This is a genomic window from Metabacillus hrfriensis (assembly GCF_030127205.1).
Taxonomy (GTDB): domain Bacteria; phylum Bacillota; class Bacilli; order Bacillales; family Bacillaceae; genus Bacillus_P; species Bacillus_P dongyingensis.
The window spans coordinates 2,518,912-2,542,112 of record NZ_CP126116.1 but is presented as its reverse complement, the minus strand read 5'-3'; the positions used below and the strand labels follow the sequence as shown (position 1 = coordinate 2,542,112).

Here is a 23,201-nt window from a genome sequence, read left to right as displayed (position 1 = left end):
ATAATTAATAGGAGGAGAATATGAAATGGATAGCTGGATTACAAGTATAATGGAGAAATTTGGATATATAGGTATTTTCTTATTAATTACGTTAGAGAATCTATTTCCACCGATTCCGTCAGAGGTCATCTTAACATTTGGAGGATATATGACTACCCATACAAACTTAAATGTTTTCGGGGTGGTTGTGGCTTCCACAATTGGATCAGTGGCTGGTGCCATCGTTCTATACGGCATCGGGTTACTTATTGATATAAACAGAATAGAAAAAATTGTTGAGAAGTGGGGGCATATTCTTAGACTATCAAAAGGAGATATTCATAAAGCAAATAATTGGTTTTCTAAGTATGGGGTGTGGACAGTATTCTTCTGTCGCTTTATCCCTTTAATTAGAAGTCTAATCTCCTTACCAGCTGGAATGGCACATATGAATTTTGGAATATTTCTGGTATTAACAACGTTAGGAACGTTAATTTGGAATGTTGTTCTTGTTAATATAGGTGCTGCAGTTAGGGGATCATGGGAAACTATTGTAGGTTATATGGATGTATACTCCAATGTGGCATATGTAGTGTTGGCGTTACTATTTATGGTGTTTGTTGTTTTATTTATCAGAAAAAGAATTATATTAAATTAAATTAGTATTCTTTTATTAGAGGAATACATTTTCAAAGTCTATTTTTTATTCTCCTGTAAGGATTAAAATACGGCTTGTTTTTTAAGTAAAATGTATACTAATATAGCCTTCTATGTTTAAATCAATATTTTGAAGTGGTGGGGATTTTCTTCGTAATAAAACATAAGTAATCACAAAGAAACGGGCGCTTTTATGGAGTAATGAAACAGTCCAACTTTTCAATTTAATATTGAGAAATTGGACTTTTTATATAGGAATTTCCTTAACGTTGTAAATTTGCATTTTCCTGACGCCACCCCTAGAAACGCTGCAATTTGCTGAGTTGTCGGGGGATAAAGGCAGATATCATTTGGAGCATGATAAAAAGAAAAGGCTGATGATGGATGGTTTAATTACTGTAAGTATTGGAACGAAGATAGGGGGAATTTAAATTACATTTCAAGGGGGATGACCAGTGAATGTATCCGGTCTGTCTTTACCGGAGATGCCATTGCATGAATCTTCATCCTGAAAAAAATGCCTCTAAGCGAATGAATGGAATAGAAAAATCGTCTCCAGCCTGAACAAAGTGTGTCAAAGCGTGTGTTTGGAACAGGATAATCGTCTAGACCCTGAATAAAGTGCGTCAAAGCTTGTGTTTGGATCAGAAAAATCGTCTCCTGCCTGAACAAAGTGTGTCAAAGCCTGTGTTTGGAACAGAAAAATCGTCTCCTGCCTGAACAAAGTGTGTCAAAGCCTGTGTTTGGAACAAAAAAATCGTCTCCTGCCTGAACAAAGTGCGTCAAAGCTTGTGTTTGAAGTAGAAAAATCGCCTCCAGTCTGAACAAAGTGCGTCAAAGCTTGTGTATGGAACAAAAAAATCGTCTCCTGCCTGAACAAAGTGCGTCAAAGCGTGTGTTTGGAACAGAAAAATCGTTGCCTGCCTGAACAAAGTGCGTCAAAGCTTTTGTTTGAAGCAGAAAAATCGCCTCCAATATAAACAAAGTGCGTCAAAGCGTGTGTTTGGAGCAGAAAAATCGTCTTCAGCCTGAACAAAGTGCGTCAAAGCTTATGTTTGAAGCAGAAAAATCGCCTCCAGCATAAACAAAGTGCGTCAAAGCATGTGTTTGGAACAGAAAAATCATCTCCACCCTGAACAAAGTGCGTCAAAGCATGTGTTTGGAACAGAAAAATCATCTCCACCCTGAACAAAGTGCGTCAAAGCTTGTGTTTGGAGCAGAAAAATCGTCTCTAGCCTGAAATAAATGCGTCAAAACTAGTGAATGAACAGAAAAATCGAATTACGATTGAAAATATTGAACAAATGGAGGGACACAAAAAAGTTAAATGGGGTCTGTTTCTCGGAATCAAACAGGGAAAGAAGTATTAATTGGAACAGGTTACAGAATAATTAGAGATTAGTACTGAAGAGCTCCCATAGGGAGAGGGAGATTCAATCCCCCAATGCATTTTTTATTTCATATTGCTTAAGATCAATTTCAAGCTCCATGCCTAGTGCAAGCTTTGCAAGCTCACGGCCAATATAAGGTCCCATCGTAAGCCCGGATGCTCCCAGTCCATTGGCGGCTGCTAAGCCTCTCCAGCCAGGAACGAATCCGACAACAGGCAAAAAGCCCGGAGTGAATGGTCTAAAGCCGGTTCTTGCTTCAAGAAATGTACATTCTTCTAAACCCGGTGCTGTTTCTATAGCTTTATTAAAAACCTCCTGAAGGCCGCCGGCAGTGACTCTCGTATCAAACCCCTCAATATTATTTTCATGCGTGGCTCCTGACACAATCCGCTGCTCATCAAACGCCAGCAGATATTGATCACTTGGCGGCATGACTACCGGCCAGGAAGACGTATTTGCATCTTCCATTTTCAAATGGGCGATCTGAGCTTTTTGATAGGTGACTTTAAAGGTCAAGCCAAGCGGCTTTAATAATTCATTTGCCCAAGCTCCTGCACAGATTATGACCTCATCTGCATAAAAACTTTTACCATCAGCATACACTCCCTTAACATGTTCACCTTCGTATAGGAGTTTAGCATTCCCATGAATATAAAAGGCTCCCTTTTTCACGGCAGCCCTCAAAAGGGAGTCTCTTAGGGCACGTCCATCTACACGTGCAGCTCCTTCAATATGAACAGAGAAAAAGTCTTCTGAGAGTGGAGGGAAGCTATTTTTTGTTTCTTCTTTGGATAAAGAAGTAATGCTTCCGATTTCTGGTGCATCTTCTTTTCTTTTCACGGCACGTTCTTGGATCTTCCTGATTTTATCTTCTTCACGATGAAGGATAATCGCGCCAACCTGTTTATAGCCTGTGTCTGTTTCTCCATCTTTTTGCAGTTCTTCAATTAGTTCGGGATAGTACCTCGCTCCGCCTTTGGCAAGCTTATACCAGGCTTGATTTCTGCGCTGTGACACCCAGGGACAAACTATTCCTGCCGCAGCATCAGTTGCTTGTCCTGCATCTTTACGGTCGATGACTGTCACATCCGCCCCGAGTTTTGTTAAATGATAAGCAGCAGAGGCACCTAATATGCCTGCACCTACAATAATGATTTTTTTCATACCATTCATCCTTTGACAATATTTAGTACGATACATGAAGTTTTATATTACTTCTATTAATTTCTGCCTAACTGACCATGCCTGTGCATATCATAGTTTAACAAATGTTCTTATGTGAGGTGCACAATGAGTGAGAATTATCATTATTTGCCGCTTGTAAAACAATTTTTGCCGCCTGAGGCAGAGGTCTTTGAGCTGACCGAGCCTGATAGTCGTATCGCTATCTTTACAGCGGACTTAGATGGCGATCAGATTTTTGAAATAGCTGCTGCTTACCGTTTGAAAGGCGATCATTATGTTATGATCTTAAAAAATAATCATAACACATGGCACCAGGCAGCGAATATGAAAGGAAACAGCGCTTTTTTCGCAGAATTCTATACTGCTGCGGAGTATGACAGATTTATTGTGACAGAAGAAAGGGCAGACGTCACAGGAGATGGCATTCCTGATACTGTTTTTTTGACGGCCAATCAACTTGCCCCTGACAGTTCTTATCTGAACAATATCACGCTTAATATTAAGGATGGAAGAAATGGCCAAGTACAGCAAATTCCCTTAAAACAAAATGCAGGATATGATCCATCTTTATTTTTGGGTGATTTTACAGGCGATAAAATTGACGATATCTTAGTTGTCATTGATTCCGGCGGCAGCGGCGGCATGATATTCGCCTATGTATTTTCGTACAAGGACAGAAGCTTCAAGCAGATTTTCGACTCTGATGCTTTTAATGAATCCAATAAATACGAAGTTTTATATCTGGATCAATTCAAAGCACAAGTGGATAGCTTAAAGCCCGCTAAACGATATATACTTGATCTTCAGTATAAAGGGAAAGAGTACCTGAATGAAATTTACAAGAAAGACGGCACTTTAAAGGCCCCTGTAGAGGGGTGGGTAGCTCCGCTGTCAGGGCTGTACCCTGTTGATTTTGAACGGGACGGTATGTATGAACTGGATGCGTATCAGAATATTGCAGGCAGATACAGTGCAGATGGACTGGGATACATGATGAACGTGTTAAAATGGGATGGACTTAAATTTGTGACAAATCGGCAAAGCATCGCGATTTTTGGAGAAGATAAAGAATAATAAAAGAGCCTGATGTTGAACTGCACCCCAAATGATAGTCACGGTCTACCATTTGGGGTGCAGTTTTTTATGGCCTGAATATACAGCGCAAGAAAAGATTATAGCCTTCAAGCGATATCTTGAAGGCACAGAAGGACATAATACGATCGCTAAATTCATTGAAGCAGCATAGGGGTGTTGCAAGCATGGGTCCTGAAGTATCAATATCTCTGGAAAAGTGCTTTTATCAAACGCTATACAACCTATACGGTGGACGATAAATTTGAAATATTAAACATTAGTGCTTGCGTAGGGTTTTACTATATTACAAACGAATTAAGGCAAAATGAAAGAGCAAGAGTCCGGTACAATACCGGACTCTTGCCAAATAAAAGCAGCATGACGATAAACCTGTCTAACATTTTGGGGTCACTTCATGTCAGCTCTTTTTTTATTCCTATTAATCAACAACTATATATGCAACCATCGGCACGCCCTGTCCGTGATGCGAATGTGTATCGCAAATGAGACGATAGATGCCTTCTTCTTCAAATTTTAAAGGGATTGCCGTCTTAGAGCCTTTCTTGACAACACCTTTAATTTCTGTTCCTTCAATACGAAATGGATGTTCATTGCCATTCACACCATGAATATTTAATGTAACTTGTTTTCCTTGAGGAATATAGATCGTACCTGGGTCCCATCTGTAAGCCTCAATTTCTTTGCCATCTGCTGTTTTTGATTTGAATTCTCCAGTAACCATATGAATCTCTAAGTTCATACTGCTGTTTTCCATTTTTAAAGTAGTGTCGGCTAGAGGATTTAAGTAATACCAGCCGCCAAACCCTGCAAGTGCGAAGAGCGCAGCTCCAATTAAAATCCATTTCTTTTTTATTAAGACAAAACGCATAATTTCTCCTCCAAATCAAATCTATGTTTTCTAATCTATATGTTGATGCGCGGGAAAACTTGTCTATAAGCTTTTAAATTTTTAAAAATGCTAAAGGCTAAATAAGGAAATCTATTTATTACAGAAATTGAGAAATGAAGCAGAACGTTTTTTTGTATAAACTGCTTAATATTATCAAATCCTTTTAAAAAAGGAGTTGGATATCATGGAAAGAAAAAAGGATCAACATTTCTCTGCTGCCTCATCAGCCAGAAAACAGAATACTGCTGAAATAGATGATGCTCCTCCAAATCAAAGGGATATTGAAGGAGATTCTGTTGATAAACTCAGAAATCTGGAAGAAGCGAATATTATGTTAAGCGGAGATGAAATAAAGCAGCAGAATGAAAATTTGTGAAAGTTGTATCTTGTTAATAGAATAGCAATTGTCTCAGAGCTGTCTTTAATGCAGCTCTTTTTCTGTTCATTAAAATATTAATTGAATAATCTGATAAATATTTATATAATAATAAAATACTAACTAGTCGGTATGTAATTTGGATTTCGTTAGCTATAAATTTTTTAAAAACGAAATAAATCTTTTTGAACGGATCATAAAAGGAGATGAATCTGCATGAAAGCGATACAATTTAAAGAATATGGCAAGCCAGATGTCCTTCGAGTAGTTGATGTACCCGTTCCCCCGCTAAAAGCGGGCGGAGTACTGATAAAGGTGAAGGCAGCTGGAGTGAATTTTGCAGACACCGCTCGCCGTTATGGTCAATATTTAGCAAAAACACCTCTTCCATATATACCAGGAGCAGAGGTTGCAGGTATTGTTGCCGAAGTTTCGCCGGAAGTAACAAATTTTAAACCTGGAGACCGTGTTGTTGCATTAACAGAAGATGGCGGTTATGCAGAGATTGCTTCCCTTGATCAATCTCAGCTTGTAAAGATACCGGATCAGGTAGATTTTAACCAGGCAGCATCCATACTGGGGCAAGGGTTATCCGCATATCATATCCTCAAAACATCAGGACAAATAAAAAAAGGCGAAACCGTTTTAGTTCATGCTGCAGCAGGGGGTGTCGGTACATTAGCCGTTCAACTGGCGAAGCTGATGGGTGCTGGTGCGGTTATTGCGACGGCAAGCAGCTCTGAAAAATTGAAACTTGCTGTATCCTTAGGCGCTGACGATGGGATTAATTATACAGAAGATAATTGGCATAAAAAGGTGTTATCGAGTACTGGAGGAAAAGGGACAGATATCATTCTGGAAATGGTAGGGGGAGACATTTTCAAAAATAGTTTGAAATGCATGGCTCCAAATGGAAGACTTGTTATCTATGGCCGAGCAGGGGGAAAGGAAACATTATTCGATCCAGCAGTGCTTATGCAGCGCAATATCAGTGTTGTAGGTTTTTGGTTAGTGCATATTCTTAAAAACCCTCAGTTATATAAAGAAAGTGTTGAGGAATTATTGCAATATATAGGAGAAGGAAAGCTGCAGCTTGTTATTGGAGGAGCGTTGCCTTTAGAAGAAGCCAAACGCGCTCATGAACTATTAGAAGGACGAATGACCAAGGGGAAACTCGTTTTGAATCCTTAAGACAGCTCATCATTCATAAGTTTTCTGATAACTTATTTGAATGAAGCGGAAGGAGAAGTGATTCCTGTTGCCAATTGCGAAGAATAATTCTGTAAACATTCATTATCGAACTTGTCCATTGTGTGAAGCTACATGCGGTCTGGAAATTCATACGCAAGGAGAGGAAGTTGTTCACATTAAAGGTGACAAGCTTGATCCTTTAAGCCGCGGCTATTTATGCCCAAAGGGATATAGTTTAAAAGAACTGCATTCAGATCCTGATCGCATAAGTAAACCCATGATGCGCCATGGTCAGGAATGGAAGGAAGTTTCATGGGAAAAAGCATTCACAGAAATCAGTAACAGGCTGAGGTCAATTATTAAAAAGCATGGCAGGGATTCTGTAGGGGTTTATTTAGGCAACCCCAGTGTCCACAACCTATCAGGTCCCTTGTATACACCAATATTTCTGAGGTCGCTGGGAAGTAAAAATATTTTTTCAGCAAGCACTCTAGATCAGATTCCAAAACAGCTTTCGTCTGAAATCATGTTTGGAAATGAAGCAAATCTGCCGATTCCTGATATTGATCATACAGATTATCTGCTCATGATCGGTGCAAATCCGCTTGCTTCGAATGGCAGCTTAATGACAGCTCCAAATATGAGAGGAAGATTGAAGGCACTTCAAAAGCGCGGCGGAAAGCTGATTGTCATCGATCCGGTTCGTACAATAACAGCAAAACAAGCTGATGAACATCATTTTATTCGTCCTGGCACAGATGCTTTGTTTCTATTTGGGATGATTTTTACATTATTTGATGAGGATTTGGTCAACACTGGAAAACTGACAGACCTTATTAATGGAGCTGATGACCTGAAAATGGCTTCACAAGATTTTACTCCTGAAGCTGTATCTTCTTTTTGCGGAATTCCATCAGAAACCATACGTCAGCTTGCCCGTGATTTAGCCGCATCTTCAAAAGCGATTGTTTATGGAAGAATGGGAACCTGTACACAGGCATTCGGTACAATGAACAGCTGGCTTATTGATGCAATAAATGTGCTGACTGGCAATTTGGACAGGGAGGGAGGTGTGATGTTCCCGAAACCTGCAACAAGACGAGCGCTGTCTGGAAAAGCCAGGAAAATTCGCTATGACCGCTATAAAAGCAGAATTAGGAATTTACCAGAGGTATTAAATGAACTGCCAGCCTCATGCCTTGCAGAAGAACTGGAAACACCCGGATCCGGACAAATTAAAGCTTTCATTTCCATCGCAGGAAATCCTGCATTATCTGCACCAAACAGCAGCCGTATTCAGCATGCGCTGGAAAAAACAGAATTCATGGTCAGTATCGATTGCTATTTAAATGAAACAACTCGTCATGCACATGTGCTCCTCCCCATTCCGACACCCTTAGAACGATCACACTATGATCTCATCTTCTCAGGTTTTGCTATAAGAAATATCGCTCATTTTTCAAGTAAGGTTTTTGATTTGCCTGCAGAGAAAAAAGATGAATGGGAGATTCTTCTGCACTTAGCGGCTGCTGTAAGTGAACAAACGATAGACGGAGATCCTGTTAAAGCTCTTGATGATATGTCCCTGCAGCAGCTGATTAAACATGAAATAAGGAATCCAAACTCTCCAATTTTTGAGGAGGGCTGCAGCAAAATCATGGGGATGCTAATAGATAGAAGGGGCCCTGAACGATTACTGGATTTTTATCTGCGTGTAGGCCCTTATGGAGAACATTTCGGAAAAAATCCCGATGGGTTAAGCTTATCCAAGCTTCAGGCTCATCCCCACGGCATCGATTTAGGTGCACTGCAGCCGAGGATTCAAGAAATCCTTCAAACTCTTTCAGGAAAAATCGAATTGGCTGCACCTTTATTAATAGAGGATGTAAAGCGACTGCGTAAAATGATGAAAGAGTCAAAACCTGATACATTGCTATTAGTAGGGAGAAGAGATTTGCGCAGCAATAATTCTTGGATGCATAATCTTCCTGTACTCGTAAAAGGAGAAAACCGCTGCACGCTTTGGGTTCATTCTGTAGATGCCGGACAATTGAAGCTGCTAAAAGGGGATAAAGCTATAGTGAAATCCCGTACAGGAAAAGTAGAAGTGATCGTACACGTTACTGAAGACATTATGCCTGGAACGGTGAGCCTGCCTCATGGATGGGGCCATAGCCTAACTGGAACTCGTCTGCAGACAGCAAGCAAACATGCTGGTGTAAATGTTAATCTTTTAACGGATGAACAAGTAATAGATAAGCTTTCCGGAAACGCTGTCCTTAATGGGGTACCTGTAATGATTGAAAAAAAAGACTAAAGGTATGTCAAATATGACTTACCTTTTTTTGCTTTGTGTGTGAATCTAACTAATTTTAAAAAGGATTACTTTTCCTCATTAAAGAACTCGTTATTAAAAAGATCATAAGCTTCATCTTCCGTTTTATCCTTTTCATGCAGGGAGGAACCCGAGCAGCTGTTTTTTCTTCTGCGATTTAAGTCTTTAAATTCTGCTTCAAGAAATTCTGCCTGATGGTGTGAGAGCTTAATCGTTACTTCATTGTTATTTTCATCTGCAGCTTTCAAAAGAACATAGCTATCTACAGAATCACGTAATGTGACATTGCTGAGTGTCAAATTCATATTGTTCAGTTCATATCTTGCTTTCATAGCTGAAAGGAACCTCCAGTGGTCATTTAGATTATATATACTATTTTATAGGTATGGAAAGAAAAGCACAACGAAGCTGATGAATTAATGAAAGAGAACAAGCGAAAGACCCTGCTGGACAATATGTAACATTTCATCATTTTTCTTTTTACATAACGAAACATGTAATAAGAGGATTTTTCCTATACTATTAATACAGAATATTCTACTAATTATTAAGGAGGAATATTTTTGGCTGATAAAACTCTGACAATAAACAAAGCACGGCTTGAAGAAAGAATAAATGCCCTTGCACAGATAGGAAAAATCAGTGAGACCGGAGTTTGCAGGCTTGCCCTGTCTCCAGAAGACAAAGAAGCAGTCGAAACAGTAAAAGGCTGGATGGAAGAAGCAGGATTAACAGCAAGAATTGATCACTTTGGAAATTTAATCGGACGGCTTGAAGGAAGGAATCCTGAAGCTCCCGTATTAATGATTGGTTCACATATTGATTCACAGCCGTATGCAGGCAGATTTGACGGTGTAATCGGTGTTTTAGGTGCACTGGAGGCCGCTCAAACATTGAAAGAGCTGAATATTACTCCCAATATGCCAATTGAAATCGTCGCATTTTGTGATGAAGAGGGCTGCCGTTTTAATAAAGGGTTGTTTGGAGTAAGGGGGATCCTCGGCAAACTGGAAGAAGGGGAGTTAGACCGGACAGATAAAAGTGGAATCACTCGAAAAGAGGCATTGATTGAATTTGGATGTGATCCCGAAAAATTTAAGGACTCAGAATATCCTTCTGGAGGCATTTCCGCATTTATAGAGCTCCACATTGAACAAGGGCCGATTCTTGAAGCAAAAGATACACCTGTTGGAATCGTTACAGGAATATCAGGACCATTATGGCTGACGGTAGAACTTGAGGGCTTTGCAGGACACGCAGGATCTGTTCCCATGCATATGAGGCAGGATGCGCTTGTAGGAGCTGCAAAAATTGTTGTTGCCCTTAATGAATTAACAAGCGAGGATGTCACTGCGCCTACAGTCGGTACAGTTGGAAGCATGAAAATCTTCCCAGACTCGCGAAATATCATTCCGGAAAAAGTCAGCTTTACAATCGATTTAAGAGATATTGAGATTGAAAGACGCGATTTTATTGAAAATCTGCTAAGAAAAAAAATCCACACAATTTCTGAACTGCATGGATTAACTTATACCATTTCAGAAGATACAAATAGTGAACCGCGGTATTGCTCTGAAAGAATCATGAAGATAATGAAAAATGAGAGTTCACATATCGGACTGAATCCGATTGAATTGATGAGCGGACCTTTTCATGATTCATTAGCGATGTCGTACGAATGTGAGTATGGGATGATCTTTGTCCGCTGTAAAGACGGTATCAGCCATAATCCTAAAGAGTATTCAACGATGGAGGATATCTCAATTGGAACGGAGCTATTATACAGAACGGCTATGAAAATGGCTTTAGATTAAATAATGAAAATAGTAATGGTAAAGCTATATAAAGAGCGCCAAAGTGGATAATTATTCATTTTGGTGTTTTTTGATAGAAAAATAGCGACCTTAAGAAGCAACTTGATGTATTTTAATACATCCTTGTCAAATGAGGCGGCAATTTCTTTTGACTTAAGATTCCTTATGAATCATAATCAAAATGGAAAAAGACAGACAAAGAATACATAAAAAAGATTGAAAGCGGTGTATCGAAATGAAGAAAAAAATTGCTCTATCATGGAGCGGCGGCAAAGATGGCTGTATGGCACTGCATAAGCTCATTGGCCAAGGTCATGAAATTGCATGTCTTATAACCACTGTACCTATTGAGCTAGAGAGGACGTTCGGACATGGCGAGAAAATGGAAGCAATACTAAAACAAAGCGAAGCCTTAGGTATTCCTGTGCATTTTATTAGATGCACATTTAAGGGATATACTCAAAGTTTTATAGACTCACTTAAAGATTTGAAGAATAAATATCAACTTACTAGCGCAGCTTTCGGAGATTTATATCTTGATGAACACCGCAGCTGGGGAGAAAATACGGCAGACTCAGCTGGCTTAGAAGCACTGTATCCGTTATGGATGAAGAAGGATGAAGCTGCGCAAGCCCTTCAAGATTTTGCAGATAGCGGATACAAAGCAGTCATCATCAGAACTCAGGATAATGTGCTTGATGACACATGGCTCGGCCATGAAATTGATCAGCAGCTAATAGAAAGAATGAAGTCCACACCGATATGCCCAATGGGTGAGGCAGGAGAGTATCATACCTTTGTGTATGATGGGCCGCTATTTAAAAAACTGATCAAACTGCAATTTGGCGAGAGAATTCAAATGGAAACAACAACTCGCCTGGAGCTGGAGGATTTAAGCCTAATCGAGAAATAGCCTGACTTAATGAGTTCATTTTCAGATACAAAAAAGAAGTTGATGACATTTCCAGATTTATAGATTACAATGAACAAAAAATATGATTTCTTTAAAAGTGCCTGATGAGATCAGGATAATAGGGAAACCGGTCAGAATCCGGTGCAGCCCCCGCTACTGTAAGCGCAGATTCAGTTGAAACGCCACTGACTTTTCAAGTTGGGAAGGTTCAATAGAAAATGAAGCGCAAAGCCAGGAGACCTGCTTTTAATGATTGATTGCTTGTTTTTCGGTGGGAAGAATAAGTCAGGTACCCTTAGTGTGTATGACTTTGCTTATTAAAGGCCTTGACTGACTTCCATTCAGTTCAAGGTCTTTTTTATGTTTAAAGACGAAAAGAGGAGATGAGTGAATGACAGGGAAAGATCAAAAAGGAAGATTGCTTGTTTATACGGGTAATGGCAAAGGAAAAACAACAGCATCCATAGGTCTTGCTGTCCGTGCGATTGGAAGAGGTATGAAAGTATCCATCCTGCAGTTTATAAAATCACCAGAGAGAACCTACGGTGAAAAAAACGTGCTTGAAAAACTCAACGGTGCTGAAATCCATCAGCTTGGAGCAGGATTCACTTGGACTAAAACACCAGATGTGCACCGGAAAGCTTTAAAATCAGCCTGGCAAATCGCCAAGGAAAAGATTTTGAGCGGAGAGTATGATGTCGTCATTCTTGATGAAATCAATAATGCGCTTGCTATTCATACGTTTCCGATCGATGACGTGCTGCCTATTGAGGATGTCATACATACGATTCAAAACCGCCCAAATCATGTTCATATTGTTTTGACAGGAAGAGATGCAAAGGATGAAATAAAGGAAATCGCTGACCTTGTGTCTGTTATCAATGTGGAAAAGCACTACTACGAAGAAGGTGTAGATGCCATCTATGGAATTGAATACTAATGAGCCAAAATCATTAAAACTGATGATTCAGGGTACACATTCAGACGCTGGAAAAAGCATGCTCGTTACGGCACTATGCCGGATATTTCGAGAGGACGGCTATCGAACAGCGCCTTTTAAATCACAAAATATGGCTCTGAATTCTTACATTACCAGTGATGGCAAGGAAATAGGCAGAGCTCAGGGAATTCAGGCCGAAGCTGCCGGAATTGAAGCCACAACTGATATGAATCCGATCCTAATTAAACCTTCAAAAGATATGGAGTCTCAGGTCGTTTTTCACGGGAAGCCCTATGCAAATATGAAGGCATCCGAGTACAGAGAGGACTTTTTCCAGTTAGGTCTTGAGGCGATTAAAGAATCGCTGATGAAACTGTCGGACAAATACGAGGTCATTGTGATAGAAGGAGCAGGTTCTCCTGCAGAGGTTAATTTAAATGACCGAGAGCTTGTCAATATGAGAGTAGCAGCAATTGCAGAAGCTCCAGTGATTTTAATCGGAGATATTGACAAAGGAGGCGTTTTCGCCAGTCTGGTCGGGACCCTTCAGCTCATTAGCGAGTGTGACCGGAAGCGGATTATAGGTGTCATCATCAATAAATTCAGAGGGGACCTTTCACTGCTTCAGCCGGGATTGGACTGGTTTGAAGAATATACGGGGCTGCCGGTACTTGGAGTTGTTCCATTTTTGCCTGACCTTGAAATAGATGGGGAAGATTCCCTTGTTTTAAGCCAGTATTCAAATGGTACCAATCACGATGCAGAACTTGACGTAGCTGTTCTTTCATATCCGAGATTATCCAACTTTACAGATATCGATCCGTTAAGACTGGAGCCTGATGTGAATATCCGTTTTGTTAAAAAAGCTGTGCATTTTGGAAATCCTGATCTCATCATTTTGCCTGGAACCAAAAACACAGCTGAAGACCTGCTGTTTCTTAAGCAAACAGGACTCTTTGACAAAATAAGATCTGCTTATGAAAAAGGAACTCAACTAGCAGGCATTTGCGGAGGCTATCAAATGCTCGGCGAAAAGCTGATGGATCCAAACGGCGTTGAATCAGATCATCAGGAACTTGGTGGACTTGGTATTTTCCCTGTAAATACAACCATCTTATCCGAAAAGAAAACCATCCGCTCTGAGGGCTATTGCTCACTAAAAGATTTTGGCAGAATTTCTTTATCAGGGTATGAGATCCATATGGGACAAACAGCATCAACAAGGAAAGCAGAACCTTTTTCAGTCCTCTCCGGAACAGAGGAAGGCTGTACCGCTCGAGATGGCCAGGTGTTCGGCACGTACTTGCATGATGTTTTTCATAACGATGAATTCAGATGGCTTTATTTGAATAAGCTCCGTCAGAAAAAAGGCCTGAAGCCGATTGAGCGCTCGCTCCGCTTTCGTGCTTTTAAAGAAAGCGAATACGACAGACTTGCTGCCCACGTTAAAGGCTCTATTCAAATGAAAAAGATATATTCAGCAATGAAAACGTTTTTTTATAAGGAGGTGAAATAGAAATGATTGATATTTATCAGCAGATAGATGCGATAGAGCCTGTCAGTAAACAAAAAGGGATTGAAGCTTTAGCCTACATACATTCCTTAACAAAGCCAATGAACAGCCTTGGTGAAATAGAAAAAATTGCTGTGCAGCTTTCAGAAATCACAACTGATGTAAAACCTGAAGTATTTCCCCCGGGTGTAATCGTCTTTGCCGCAGACCACGGAGTAGCAGAGGAAGGGGTCTCTGCCTATCCTCAAGAGGTGACTGCTCAGATGGTAAACAATTTTCTGAGCGGAGGGGCAGCCATAAACGTTTTTACAAAACGGATAAATGGGTTACTGGAAATCGTAGATGCAGGAGTGAAAACAGATATTCCGGGAGTCCGTTCTGAAAAGATCGGCTATGGAACAAAAAATTTCGCGGTTGAACCTGCCATGACAAGAAAGGAAGCAATCCGTTCACTGGAATTGGGAATGGAAAGGGCTGAAGCTATGATAAAAAATGGCGCAAGGCTCCTGATCCTAGGAGAAATGGGCATTGGCAATACAACATCAAGCAGTGCCATTGCAGCCGCCCTGAGCGTGTTAAAGCCTGAGGATATCACGGGAAGAGGAACAGGAATTGAGTCGAAGCAGGTTGCTTATAAAGCCGAGGTTATTAAAAAAGCTCTAAATAAGCTGAAGCCTGACGCCAATGACCCGATCGATGTTCTTTCTAAGGTAGGCGGTTTTGAAATCGGAGCGATGACAGGCGCCATGCTTTACGCAGCATCTAAAAAAATTCCGGTTATTTTAGATGGATTTATATGCACAACAGCTGCGCTCGTTGCTTCAAAATTAAATCGGCATGTGCGTAATTATATGATTGCCGGGCATTTATCGGTTGAACCGGGACATCTTCATGTATTGAATTTGCTCGGGAAAAAGCCGCTGGTGTCACTGGGGATGAGGCTTGGCGAAGGTACCGGAGCTGTGCTTGTCTACCCGCTGATTGAAGCAGCCGCTGAAATGGTAAAAGGGATGGCAACCTTTGATACGGCAGGTGTATCAAAGGAACGTACAATAAAATAAAAAAGACAATTACATAAAAGGCGGAGAAAACAAATGAAAACATCTTTCGGCACCTATTTTCATCGTATTGCCCTAATGCTGCTTTTGCTGGCAGGAATTCTCTCGGGATGTACACAGGGAGAACAGACACAGCAAGCGAGCAAGAGCAAGGAACAAACACAGCAGGCTGAAAAAAAGGAAGAAGCTTACCCAGTAACAGTCACAGATGATGCCGGAAAAGAAATAACGCTGGAGGAAAAACCTGAGAAAATTGTTTCGCTGCTACCGAGCACGACTGAAATGCTTTTTGCACTTGGATTGGACAAGGAAATCGTCGGTGTCTCTGATTATGACAACTATCCCGAAGCCGTTTCAAAAAAGGAAAAAGTAGGAGCACAGGATCTTAATGCAGAGAAAATCATTGCTCTGCAGCCGGATGTAGCTTTTCTTCAGGAGTACCATGCCCAAAATCACGGGGAAATCATCAAACAGTTTGAAGCGGCAGGCATCAAGGTGTTTATTGTCGGCTCCCAAAATTCATTCGACCAGGTTTACAAAGCCATCCGCACTGTCGGGAAGGCAACAGGCACGTTAGATAAAGCAGACAGCATCATTGCAGATATGGATGCAAAAGTTAAGGCCATCAAGGAAAAAGCAAAAGCTGTCAAAGAAAAAAAACAAGTTTGGATTGAAGTCTCTCCACAGCCTGATATTTACACAACAGGCAAAGGAACGTTTATGAATGAAATGCTTGAAATGATTGGTGCGTCCAATGTAGCTTCATCTGAAGAAGGCTGGGTAAAAATGGACGAAGAGAAAATCGTCAGCAGCAATCCGGATGTGATCATCACCACATATGGCTACTACGTCGACAATCCAGCTGAGCAAGTTCTAAACAGAAGCGGCTGGAAGGAAGTAAAAGCTGTTCAGTCAAAGGAAGTGTTTGACGTAAACAGCGACATGGTGACTCGTCCTGGACCCCGTTTAGCGGATGGAGTTGAAGAGCTTGGAAAACTCATTTATCCAGATGTTTTCAAAAAATAAACATCAGTTTCTCATTTTATTTGCAGCAGTCTTTGCGATTTTCAGCATGATATCAGGAGTCTTTGTAGGGGCGGTAAATGTTACCGTCCCTGATATTTTAAACATCATTACTGGCAAAATGTTTCATCTTCAGCTGTATCAGGGAGAAAAAAGCACAGAAATGATTATTTGGGAGATCCGGTTCTCACGAGTTTTGCTCGCTTTTTTTGTTGGAGCCTCATTGTCGCTGGCCGGAGCTGCCTTTCAGGGACTGCTTCAAAACCCGCTTGCTGACCCGTATACAATCGGTGTTTCATCGGGAGCCTCTCTGGGAGCAGTTATCATTATCTTTTTTCAAATTCAAGTTACGATTCTGGGCAGTTTCACACTGCCGATCATCGCAGTTCTCTTTGGTATGATCACGCTGCTCATCGTCTTTGCTCTGACTCATTTGGCAAGCGGAAATCTTACAAATGAAACCATTATCCTCGCAGGCATTATCATCTCTTCGTTCATCAGTGCGTTCATTTCCCTGCTGATTGCCCTGATTCCCCGTGAGGATATCAGTCAGATTCTCTATTGGATTATGGGAAGCGTTGCGATGAGAGGATGGGGGCATGTTCAATTAATCGTTCCATTTTTTGTTCTGGGAGCTGCGATCATTCTTTTCCATTACCGTGAACTGAACAACATGGCTTTAGGTGAACAGGCAGCCCAATTTTCGGGAATGAATGTAAAAAAGAAGAAAACGATTGTCTTGATTGCGGCATCCATTTTAACAGGAAGCGCCGTAGCTGTTTCAGGTGCGATTGGATTTGTCGGGCTTGTTATTCCTCATCTCGTCCGTTTGATGGCCGGATCGAATCACCGGTATGTTCTTCCGCTTTCCGTGCTGATAGGAGGAGGGTATCTTGTTCTCGCCGATCTGCTTGCAAGATCCATTATCTCTCCTAAAGAACTTCCGATAGGAGTCGTAACTGCACTGATCGGTTCGCCTATATTCACCTTATTGCTTGTCAAAAACCGAAAACAGAAGAAGGCACAACTTTAAAGGAAAGAAGGTTGCATATGCTGCACGTCAAAAATCTGACGGGAGGTTACGATGATAAAAAAGCGGTCATCAAGGATCTCTCTTTTTCCATTGAAAAAGGACGTTTTTTTGCTTTAATCGGACCAAACGGCAGTGGAAAAACAACGATTATCCGGTTAATTATGGGCGCTCTGCCCATTCACAATGGAGAAATCCTGTTCGATGCTAAGCCCCTTGCATCTTATTCACAAAGGGAACTCGCAAAAAAAGCGGCAGTTATGACCCAAGAAAATGAAGCAGGGCTGGATTTTTCAGTAGAAGAGATTGTCATGCTCGGCAGGTATCCTTATCAAAAAACGCTGTTTTTTAAAGAAAACACTCAGGCTGACTTGATAGCAGCAGAAACTGCCATGAAGCAGACTTCCGTCTGGGAGTACCGCAAACGCCCTTATCATTCCTTAAGCGGCGGGGAAAAACAAAGAGTGCTGCTTGCTAAAGCGCTTGCTCAGGAACCGGAACTGCTTTTGCTCGATGAACCAACGAATCATTTAGATGTGAAGCATACGAAGGAGCTTTTGGAATTACTGAAAAAATTGCAGAAAGATATGAATTTGACCATCCTCGCCATTTTGCACGACCTGAATCTGGCATCCCTCTACGCCGATTCGATCGGATTGCTTAAAAAAGGAGAACTGGAAGGGAAGTATGAGGGACTTCATCTGCAAAACGAGAATTCCTTTTCGAATGTGTATGAAGTTAAGCTCAATTTTACCTCTCATCCATCTGTTTCAAAAACCCAAATTTCACTTTCTCCTGAATATATGGAAGAAAAACCTGTAAATCTCTTGTCTGCTGTCCAAATTCAGCAAACAGAAAAGGCAGCATGCATAAAAATGGATAAACCTTTCAGAACACTATCTGCAGGGGCAGACGGCAAAGGTCTTCATTGGAGCAGGCAGTGGATTTTTTCTCAAGCAGAACAGGCTGAGACGGGAGAATCCATCTTTTTCTCAAGCAAACAGCCTTATATTCTGTGGTCTATCGATGCGAAATTGCCTAAAAAAGAGCTGCGTCAGAATTCGTTTATCGTAAATCAAAGCGGGTTCACATTTTGTGCCATAGTGTCTCATTCTCCTTATGACGGTAAAGTGCACGCCGCTATCTTGACGGATGCACCTCTGGACGACTCCGATATAATAAATTTGGCTTTAAAAATAAATGCTGTCAAATGCCGTGTTGAGAAGAACTTCGGAAAAATCGTGGTTGGCATGCAGAAAAAACAGCAAAATCAAGCTGATCAAGAACGTATCTTTGAAGCAGCCGAAGAACTTCTGCAGACGGCTTTAAAAAGGCTGGAAACTCCTAATGCAGCCTTTCGCTGAACAAACTGTCCTGCTCATTTTGATGAGTGTGATGCTCGATCTTATAATCGGCGATCCGAAATGGCTGCCGCATCCGGTCATTTTGTTTGGAAAAATCATCCGCACCACTGAAAAAGCATGGAATAAAGGAAGCACGAAAAAGCTTAAAGGCATTATTCTTGCTGCGTTCCTGCCTTTTTCTGTTTTCATTATTTCTTTGTTTCTGCTAAAACTGCTTTATGCGATTTCTTATCTCCTGGGAACTGCGATTGAAATCTATCTGATTTCAACGACCATCGCCATTAAGGGGCTGAGAGATGCAGCAATGGAAGTCTATCATCCTTTAAAGTCAGGAGATCTTTCCGAAGCCAGGAAAAAACTAGGTTTTATTGTAGGAAGAGATACTGACGGGCTTCTTTCCCCTGAAATTGTCAGGGGAACAGTAGAAACCGTTGCAGAAAACACTGTGGACGCCATAATATCCCCGCTCTTTTTTGCCATCATCGGCGGTGCGCCGCTTGCTCTTGCATACAGAGCAGTCAATACGCTGGACTCAATGGTCGGGTATAAGAATGAAAGATTTAAAGACTTCGGATTCGGATCGGCAAGGCTTGATGATTTGATGAATTTGCTGCCGGCCCGTATTTGCACTGTGTGCATGTGGCTGGGCAGTTATTTTATGAAAGAAATGAGAAGAAAGTACGCAATTTCCATCACGAGAAGAGATGCATCAAAGCATCCCAGCCCAAACAGCGGCTGGCCGGAATCCATGGCAGCCGGACTGCTCGGCGTTCAGCTGGGAGGAGTCAATATATATGGCAAAATTGTCTCAGAACGTGCAAGGCTTGGTGATCCGCTCGAACCTTTGTCTTTTATCCATATAAAAAAAACGATTCTTATTATGAACGGTGCCTGGATTCTTTTTTTGACAGGTTATTTAATCCTTTTTGGATTAGGGAGGTAAAAAAATGTGGCCACAGCACGGCGGGAAAACAGCAAGCATTAAAGCTGTTTTTAGAAATAAGGGAATTAACGAAAAAGAGTTCATCGATTTTAGTGCAAATTTAAATCCGCTTGGAACACCATCTATAATTCTAAAAGCTATGCAAGAAAGCATCGTTCATTCAAGCACTGTTTATCCTGACCCTGAGTATTCAGAAGAAAGAGCTATTCTGGCAGCATTTGAAGGGGTAAAACCTGAAAACATTCTTTTGACAAATGGAGGAGCAGAAGCTATTTTCCTTGTCACGAGTCTTTTTAAAAACGGGAAAGCGGGCATCTTTCAGCCCTCATTCAGCGAATATGAACGTGCCTGCCGCTGCCACGACATACAAGTGACAGATCTGAGTCATGAAGAGTTAAAGAAAGGTATCGGAAGGATTCAAAAAGAAGATGGTGATGTCCTGTTTTTGTGCAGACCCAACAATCCTACTGGAGAAATGATTTCTAAGGAAACCGTTCTAAACCTCCTGGATTCAGCTTCCCTGAATGAACAAGCAGTCATCATTGATGAAGCTTTCATCCATTTTACGGAGAGTGACGAAAGTCTTGAAAACCTGCTGCAGCACTATTCCAATCTCATCATCATTCGCTCGCTTACCAAAATATATGCAGTGCCGGGAATAAGGTCAGGTTACATATTGGCCAATGATTCTATTATCCAAAAACTTGAGGCCATATCTGTTCCATGGAGCGTCAATTGCGCTGCTCTTGCCATGATTCATGCTTTGCCGCATACATATGATCATTTGACAGAAACAAAAAAATGGCTGCAAGCTGAATGGAAGCAGCTGAGAACGAAACTTCAAGCTTTAAACTTCATCGTTACAGAATCTGTGGTCAACTTTTATTTATTAAAAGATCCGCTGCTTGATAATCATGAGCCCCTGCTGTTATTTCTTGCAAGGGAAGGAATCCTCGCCCGGCATACGATGAATTTTCATGGCATAGAAGGGTGCTCTGTCCGCCTCGCAATACGGACAAGAGAAGAAAATGAAAAACTGCTGACTGCCTTAAGGAAATGGAGAAATCCATCATGATTACCTTTATATCAGGGGGAGCACGGTCCGGGAAAAGCAGTTTAGCAGAAAGAATGGCATTGGACGAAGTTAGAGATGAGTTGCCTTACTATATTGCAACTGCAGCTAATAATACTGGAGAGGAAATGGCTGAGCGGATTGAGATGCATAGAATGGACAGGGGAGAAGCATGGGAAACCATTGAAGAACCCTATAATATTGATGATGCACTTCATCTCCTTCCAAATAAAGCTGTTGTCATGATTGATTGTTTGACCGTCTGGACCAGCAGTTTAATGTTCAGTAAAAACCTCTCACCAAAAATGATTCTGAAGCGTTTAGAAAGGACATTATCCATTGCCCGGAGAAAAGAACTCTGCCTTTTCATTGTGTCTAACGATGTAAATGAAGGAATTCCCATTCAAGACAGACGTGTTGCAAACTATATAAGCTGTCTAGAAGATTTACACAAATTCACTGTCAGAGAAGCAGACACAGTACTTGAAGTAATCTGCGGAATTCCAGTCGTATGGAAGATCAATGGCGTCCTGAGCAAAAATGTTTCAATGATTTCAACTGGAGGACAAGTATGAAAAATATGGTTTATGGAGCGATTCTTGCTCTGCAGTTTCTTACAAGGTTTCCTCTCCCGGTGAATTGCTCTATGGATCATAATACCCTTAAGTGGGCCTTGCGGTTTTATCCCTTTGCCGGTTTGGCAATAGGAGGAACACTCTATCTCATTTATAATTTATTGAATGGACTCCTGCCCCTTTATATGCTCACACTTATTCTTCTCACTCTGTGGGTTTTCCTGTCAGGAGGCCTCCATTTAGACGGTGTCATGGACGTGGCAGATGCCGTTGGTTCAAATGGGAGCACAGAAAAAAAGATTGAGATTTTAAAAGATTCGCGCGTAGGGAGCTTTGCAGTGCTGAGCGTTATCTTTTTGCTGCTTTGGAAAAGTGTGCTGTTGTATGCAGTTTTAGATTCCAGTGAAAACGAACTGTTTATAATAGCCATCCCCATGATGGCCAGATTTCAGGCTTTATTGCAGCTTTTCGTTTTTCACCCTTTCCAAAACAAGGGAATGGCGCATTACTGGAAACAGCATTTATCCATGCGGGACGTGATTATCGCTGCCTGCTGGGTTCTGCCATTTGCAATCACACAAGTAACGCTAATTATTTTGTTCAGCCTGCAAATCTGCTTTTCCTTTATCTTCGGAAAATGGGCTGTCAGACAGTTTCAAGGAGTAAACGGAGACACAGTTGGTGCATCAATTGAGGGGGCTGAGTTATGGAATCTTGCCGTTCTTTACAGCTTATTCTTATTCGGCATAGTATGACAGAATGGAATAAAGCAAAACGATATTTAGGCCACACGAATCTTCCTGTACTAGAAGATTCGTTAATAGAGTACGAACCTCTTAAAAAATACATAATTCATAATCATCCTGAAGCCGTTTATTCGAGCGATTTACTCCGGTGTCAGCAGACGGCAGCATTTTTGTTCCCAGAAGTGTCCATTATAAAAGATCCGCGCTTGCGCGAAATCAGTTTCGGGGTTTGGGAAGGCAAAACATATGAAGAGTTAAAAAATGACCCGCATTATTCCTGCTGGCTCGATAACTGGGAGATAACCAGCACGCCCGGCGGAGAAAGCGGCATGGCATTTCAAAAACGTGTTTCATCTTTCTTATCGGAAATCCTCAAATCGAACCTCAGAAGCGCAGCTATTATGACTCACGGAGGGGTTATCAGAAAAATCGTTTCTGACCTTGTTCCTGAAGCTGCATTCTGGGACACTTCTGCGCCTTTTGGAAAAGCGATCGTTCTTGAGTTAAAAGAAGAAAGGAGGAAATGGACATGCATCTCATTATTGGTGGAGCCTTCAGCGGGAAAAGAGCCTTTGTGAAAAGTAAGTGGCAAGATGCCACTTGGATTTCAGCATATGAGGGGCAGCATTTGCTGCAATGGCAGGAGGAAAATGCTTCGAAAGCACCGCTTGTTTTCGAAGGATTTGAACAATGGATAATGGAAGACAACAGGGATGCTTCCAAATTGAGAGAAGACTACCGGCTTTATTTGAAAGCAGTACTGGAGCTTAAAAAGGAAGTCATCTTGATCATGCTGGAAACGGGAAAAGGCATTGTTCCCATTTCTGCAGAGGAACGGCGGATGAGAGACCTTTTAGGCTGGATTCAGCAGGATGCTGCAGCATTGTGCAACGACGTTTACCACGTTTGGCATGGAATGGCGAGAAAAATCAAATAATCATTTAAAGAAAGGGCTGAGCCCTTTTTTTGTTTCAAAAAAATGAATATCTATTTGTTTATAGAATCGTATATAATTTACTCTGAATCTTCTCAGGTTCTCTTTTTTAAGAAAAAAGAAAGAGGGGTTTTAGGGAAAGGAACAGAATATAAATGACGAATGATTCTGGGAAATG

At 41.2% G+C, this 23,201-nt stretch carries 22 protein-coding genes, 1 pseudogene and 1 riboswitch; of the genes and pseudogenes, 20 read left to right on the top strand and 3 right to left on the bottom strand.

The annotated features are described in order from the left end of the window. Positions 1 to 25 precede the first annotated feature (25 nt). On the top strand, positions 26 to 637 hold the full coding sequence (locus tag QLQ22_RS12685) for a DedA family protein (protein WP_284014898.1): 612 nt from the start codon (positions 26 to 28) through the stop codon (positions 635 to 637). 274 nt (positions 638 to 911) lie between these two features. Continuing rightward, positions 912 to 1,129: pseudogene (locus tag QLQ22_RS12680) on the top strand (hotdog family protein); the annotation flags it as partial. 940 nt (positions 1,130 to 2,069) lie between these two features. On the opposite strand, the gene QLQ22_RS12675 reads toward QLQ22_RS12680, so the two are convergent. After that, positions 2,070 to 3,191, bottom strand: coding sequence for an NAD(P)/FAD-dependent oxidoreductase (locus QLQ22_RS12675; RefSeq protein ID WP_252208729.1), 1,122 nt, complete (start codon positions 3,189 to 3,191; stop codon positions 2,070 to 2,072). Positions 3,192 to 3,536: 345 nt separating this feature from the next. Here QLQ22_RS12675 and QLQ22_RS12670 point away from each other — a divergent pair, with 345 nt between their 5' ends. Continuing rightward, positions 3,537 to 4,286 carry an FG-GAP-like repeat-containing protein gene (locus tag QLQ22_RS12670; protein WP_423246259.1) on the top strand — a complete coding sequence of 250 codons (750 nt, stop codon included), beginning with the start codon at positions 3,537 to 3,539 and terminating at the stop codon, positions 4,284 to 4,286. A 439-nt stretch (positions 4,287 to 4,725) separates the two neighbouring features. On the opposite strand, the gene QLQ22_RS12665 is transcribed toward QLQ22_RS12670, so the two are convergent. Next, entirely contained in the window at positions 4,726 to 5,175 is a 450-nt protein-coding gene (locus QLQ22_RS12665) for a cupredoxin domain-containing protein (protein ID WP_223443038.1), read from the bottom strand. A 205-nt stretch (positions 5,176 to 5,380) separates the two neighbouring features. On the opposite strand from QLQ22_RS12665, the gene QLQ22_RS12660 reads away from it, so the two are divergent. The 3 genes from QLQ22_RS12660 (at position 5,381) to QLQ22_RS12650 (ending at position 9,080) form a co-directional block, all read left to right on the top strand. After that, complete coding sequence (locus QLQ22_RS12660; protein ID WP_223443034.1) at positions 5,381 to 5,572, top strand: hypothetical protein; 192 nt, start codon at positions 5,381 to 5,383, stop codon at positions 5,570 to 5,572. A gap of 216 nt (positions 5,573 to 5,788) precedes the next feature. Next, positions 5,789 to 6,763, top strand: coding sequence for a quinone oxidoreductase family protein (locus QLQ22_RS12655; RefSeq protein WP_252208726.1), 975 nt, complete (start codon positions 5,789 to 5,791; stop codon positions 6,761 to 6,763). Between the two features lie 67 nt (positions 6,764 to 6,830). Continuing rightward, positions 6,831 to 9,080 (top strand): molybdopterin-dependent oxidoreductase, encoded by a 2,250-nt coding sequence (locus QLQ22_RS12650; protein ID WP_223443030.1) that lies wholly within the window; start codon positions 6,831 to 6,833, stop codon positions 9,078 to 9,080. Positions 9,081 to 9,145: 65 nt separating this feature from the next. On the opposite strand, the gene QLQ22_RS12645 is transcribed toward QLQ22_RS12650, so the two are convergent. Further along, positions 9,146 to 9,430, bottom strand: coding sequence for a hypothetical protein (locus QLQ22_RS12645; protein WP_223443027.1), 285 nt, complete (start codon positions 9,428 to 9,430; stop codon positions 9,146 to 9,148). Positions 9,431 to 9,661: 231 nt separating this feature from the next. Between QLQ22_RS12645 and QLQ22_RS12640 the strand changes: the two genes are divergently transcribed. The 14 genes from QLQ22_RS12640 (at position 9,662) to QLQ22_RS12575 (ending at position 23,026) form a co-directional block, all read left to right on the top strand. Next, positions 9,662 to 10,912: a M20 family metallo-hydrolase gene (locus tag QLQ22_RS12640; protein WP_420828848.1), complete on the top strand. Its 1,251-nt coding sequence runs from the start codon at positions 9,662 to 9,664 to the stop codon at positions 10,910 to 10,912. Between the two features lie 235 nt (positions 10,913 to 11,147). Beyond that, positions 11,148 to 11,825, top strand: coding sequence for a Dph6-related ATP pyrophosphatase (locus QLQ22_RS12635; RefSeq protein WP_252208725.1), 678 nt, complete (start codon positions 11,148 to 11,150; stop codon positions 11,823 to 11,825). 78 nt (positions 11,826 to 11,903) lie between these two features. After that, a riboswitch (cobalamin riboswitch) is annotated at positions 11,904 to 12,087 on the top strand. A gap of 129 nt (positions 12,088 to 12,216) precedes the next feature. Then, positions 12,217 to 12,765 (top strand): cob(I)yrinic acid a,c-diamide adenosyltransferase, encoded by a 549-nt coding sequence (gene cobO, locus QLQ22_RS12630; RefSeq protein WP_223443021.1) that lies wholly within the window; start codon positions 12,217 to 12,219, stop codon positions 12,763 to 12,765. After that, on the top strand, positions 12,749 to 14,281 hold the full coding sequence (locus QLQ22_RS12625; RefSeq protein WP_252208723.1) for a cobyric acid synthase: 1,533 nt from the start codon (positions 12,749 to 12,751) through the stop codon (positions 14,279 to 14,281). Before cobO ends, QLQ22_RS12625 begins: the two co-directional genes overlap by 17 nt. A gap of 2 nt (positions 14,282 to 14,283) precedes the next feature. Further along, positions 14,284 to 15,339, top strand: coding sequence for a nicotinate-nucleotide--dimethylbenzimidazole phosphoribosyltransferase (cobT, locus tag QLQ22_RS12620; protein ID WP_223443015.1), 1,056 nt, complete (start codon positions 14,284 to 14,286; stop codon positions 15,337 to 15,339). 33 nt (positions 15,340 to 15,372) lie between these two features. Then, the gene (locus QLQ22_RS12615) at positions 15,373 to 16,362 is read left to right on the top strand and encodes an ABC transporter substrate-binding protein (RefSeq protein WP_223443012.1); all 990 of its coding nucleotides are present in this window, start codon (positions 15,373 to 15,375) and stop codon (positions 16,360 to 16,362) included. Continuing rightward, entirely contained in the window at positions 16,325 to 17,392 is a 1,068-nt protein-coding gene (locus tag QLQ22_RS12610; protein WP_423246248.1) for a FecCD family ABC transporter permease, read from the top strand. The genes QLQ22_RS12615 and QLQ22_RS12610 overlap by 38 nt, the downstream gene beginning before the upstream one ends. A gap of 17 nt (positions 17,393 to 17,409) precedes the next feature. Further along, complete coding sequence (locus QLQ22_RS12605) at positions 17,410 to 18,753, top strand: ABC transporter ATP-binding protein (protein ID WP_223443009.1); 1,344 nt, start codon at positions 17,410 to 17,412, stop codon at positions 18,751 to 18,753. After that, positions 18,737 to 19,696 (top strand): adenosylcobinamide-phosphate synthase CbiB, encoded by a 960-nt coding sequence (gene cbiB / locus QLQ22_RS12600; protein ID WP_223443006.1) that lies wholly within the window; start codon positions 18,737 to 18,739, stop codon positions 19,694 to 19,696. The genes QLQ22_RS12605 and cbiB overlap by 17 nt, the downstream gene beginning before the upstream one ends. 4 nt (positions 19,697 to 19,700) lie before the next feature. Continuing rightward, positions 19,701 to 20,771, top strand: a complete 1,071-nt coding sequence (locus QLQ22_RS12595; RefSeq protein WP_223443003.1) for a pyridoxal phosphate-dependent aminotransferase — start codon at positions 19,701 to 19,703, stop codon at positions 20,769 to 20,771. Further along, the gene (locus QLQ22_RS12590) at positions 20,768 to 21,343 is read left to right on the top strand and encodes a bifunctional adenosylcobinamide kinase/adenosylcobinamide-phosphate guanylyltransferase (protein WP_284016725.1); all 576 of its coding nucleotides are present in this window, start codon (positions 20,768 to 20,770) and stop codon (positions 21,341 to 21,343) included. Before QLQ22_RS12595 ends, QLQ22_RS12590 begins: the two co-directional genes overlap by 4 nt. Next, positions 21,340 to 22,098, top strand: coding sequence for an adenosylcobinamide-GDP ribazoletransferase (gene cobS / locus QLQ22_RS12585; RefSeq protein WP_223442997.1), 759 nt, complete (start codon positions 21,340 to 21,342; stop codon positions 22,096 to 22,098). The genes QLQ22_RS12590 and cobS overlap by 4 nt, the downstream gene beginning before the upstream one ends. Next, a complete protein-coding gene (locus QLQ22_RS12580) occupies positions 22,050 to 22,667 on the top strand; it encodes a histidine phosphatase family protein (protein WP_223442994.1) in 618 nt (205 codons plus the stop codon). Before cobS ends, QLQ22_RS12580 begins: the two co-directional genes overlap by 49 nt. Beyond that, positions 22,619 to 23,026: a bifunctional adenosylcobinamide kinase/adenosylcobinamide-phosphate guanylyltransferase gene (locus tag QLQ22_RS12575; RefSeq protein WP_252208718.1), complete on the top strand. Its 408-nt coding sequence runs from the start codon at positions 22,619 to 22,621 to the stop codon at positions 23,024 to 23,026. Before QLQ22_RS12580 ends, QLQ22_RS12575 begins: the two co-directional genes overlap by 49 nt. The last annotated feature ends 175 nt before the right edge of the window (positions 23,027 to 23,201 follow it).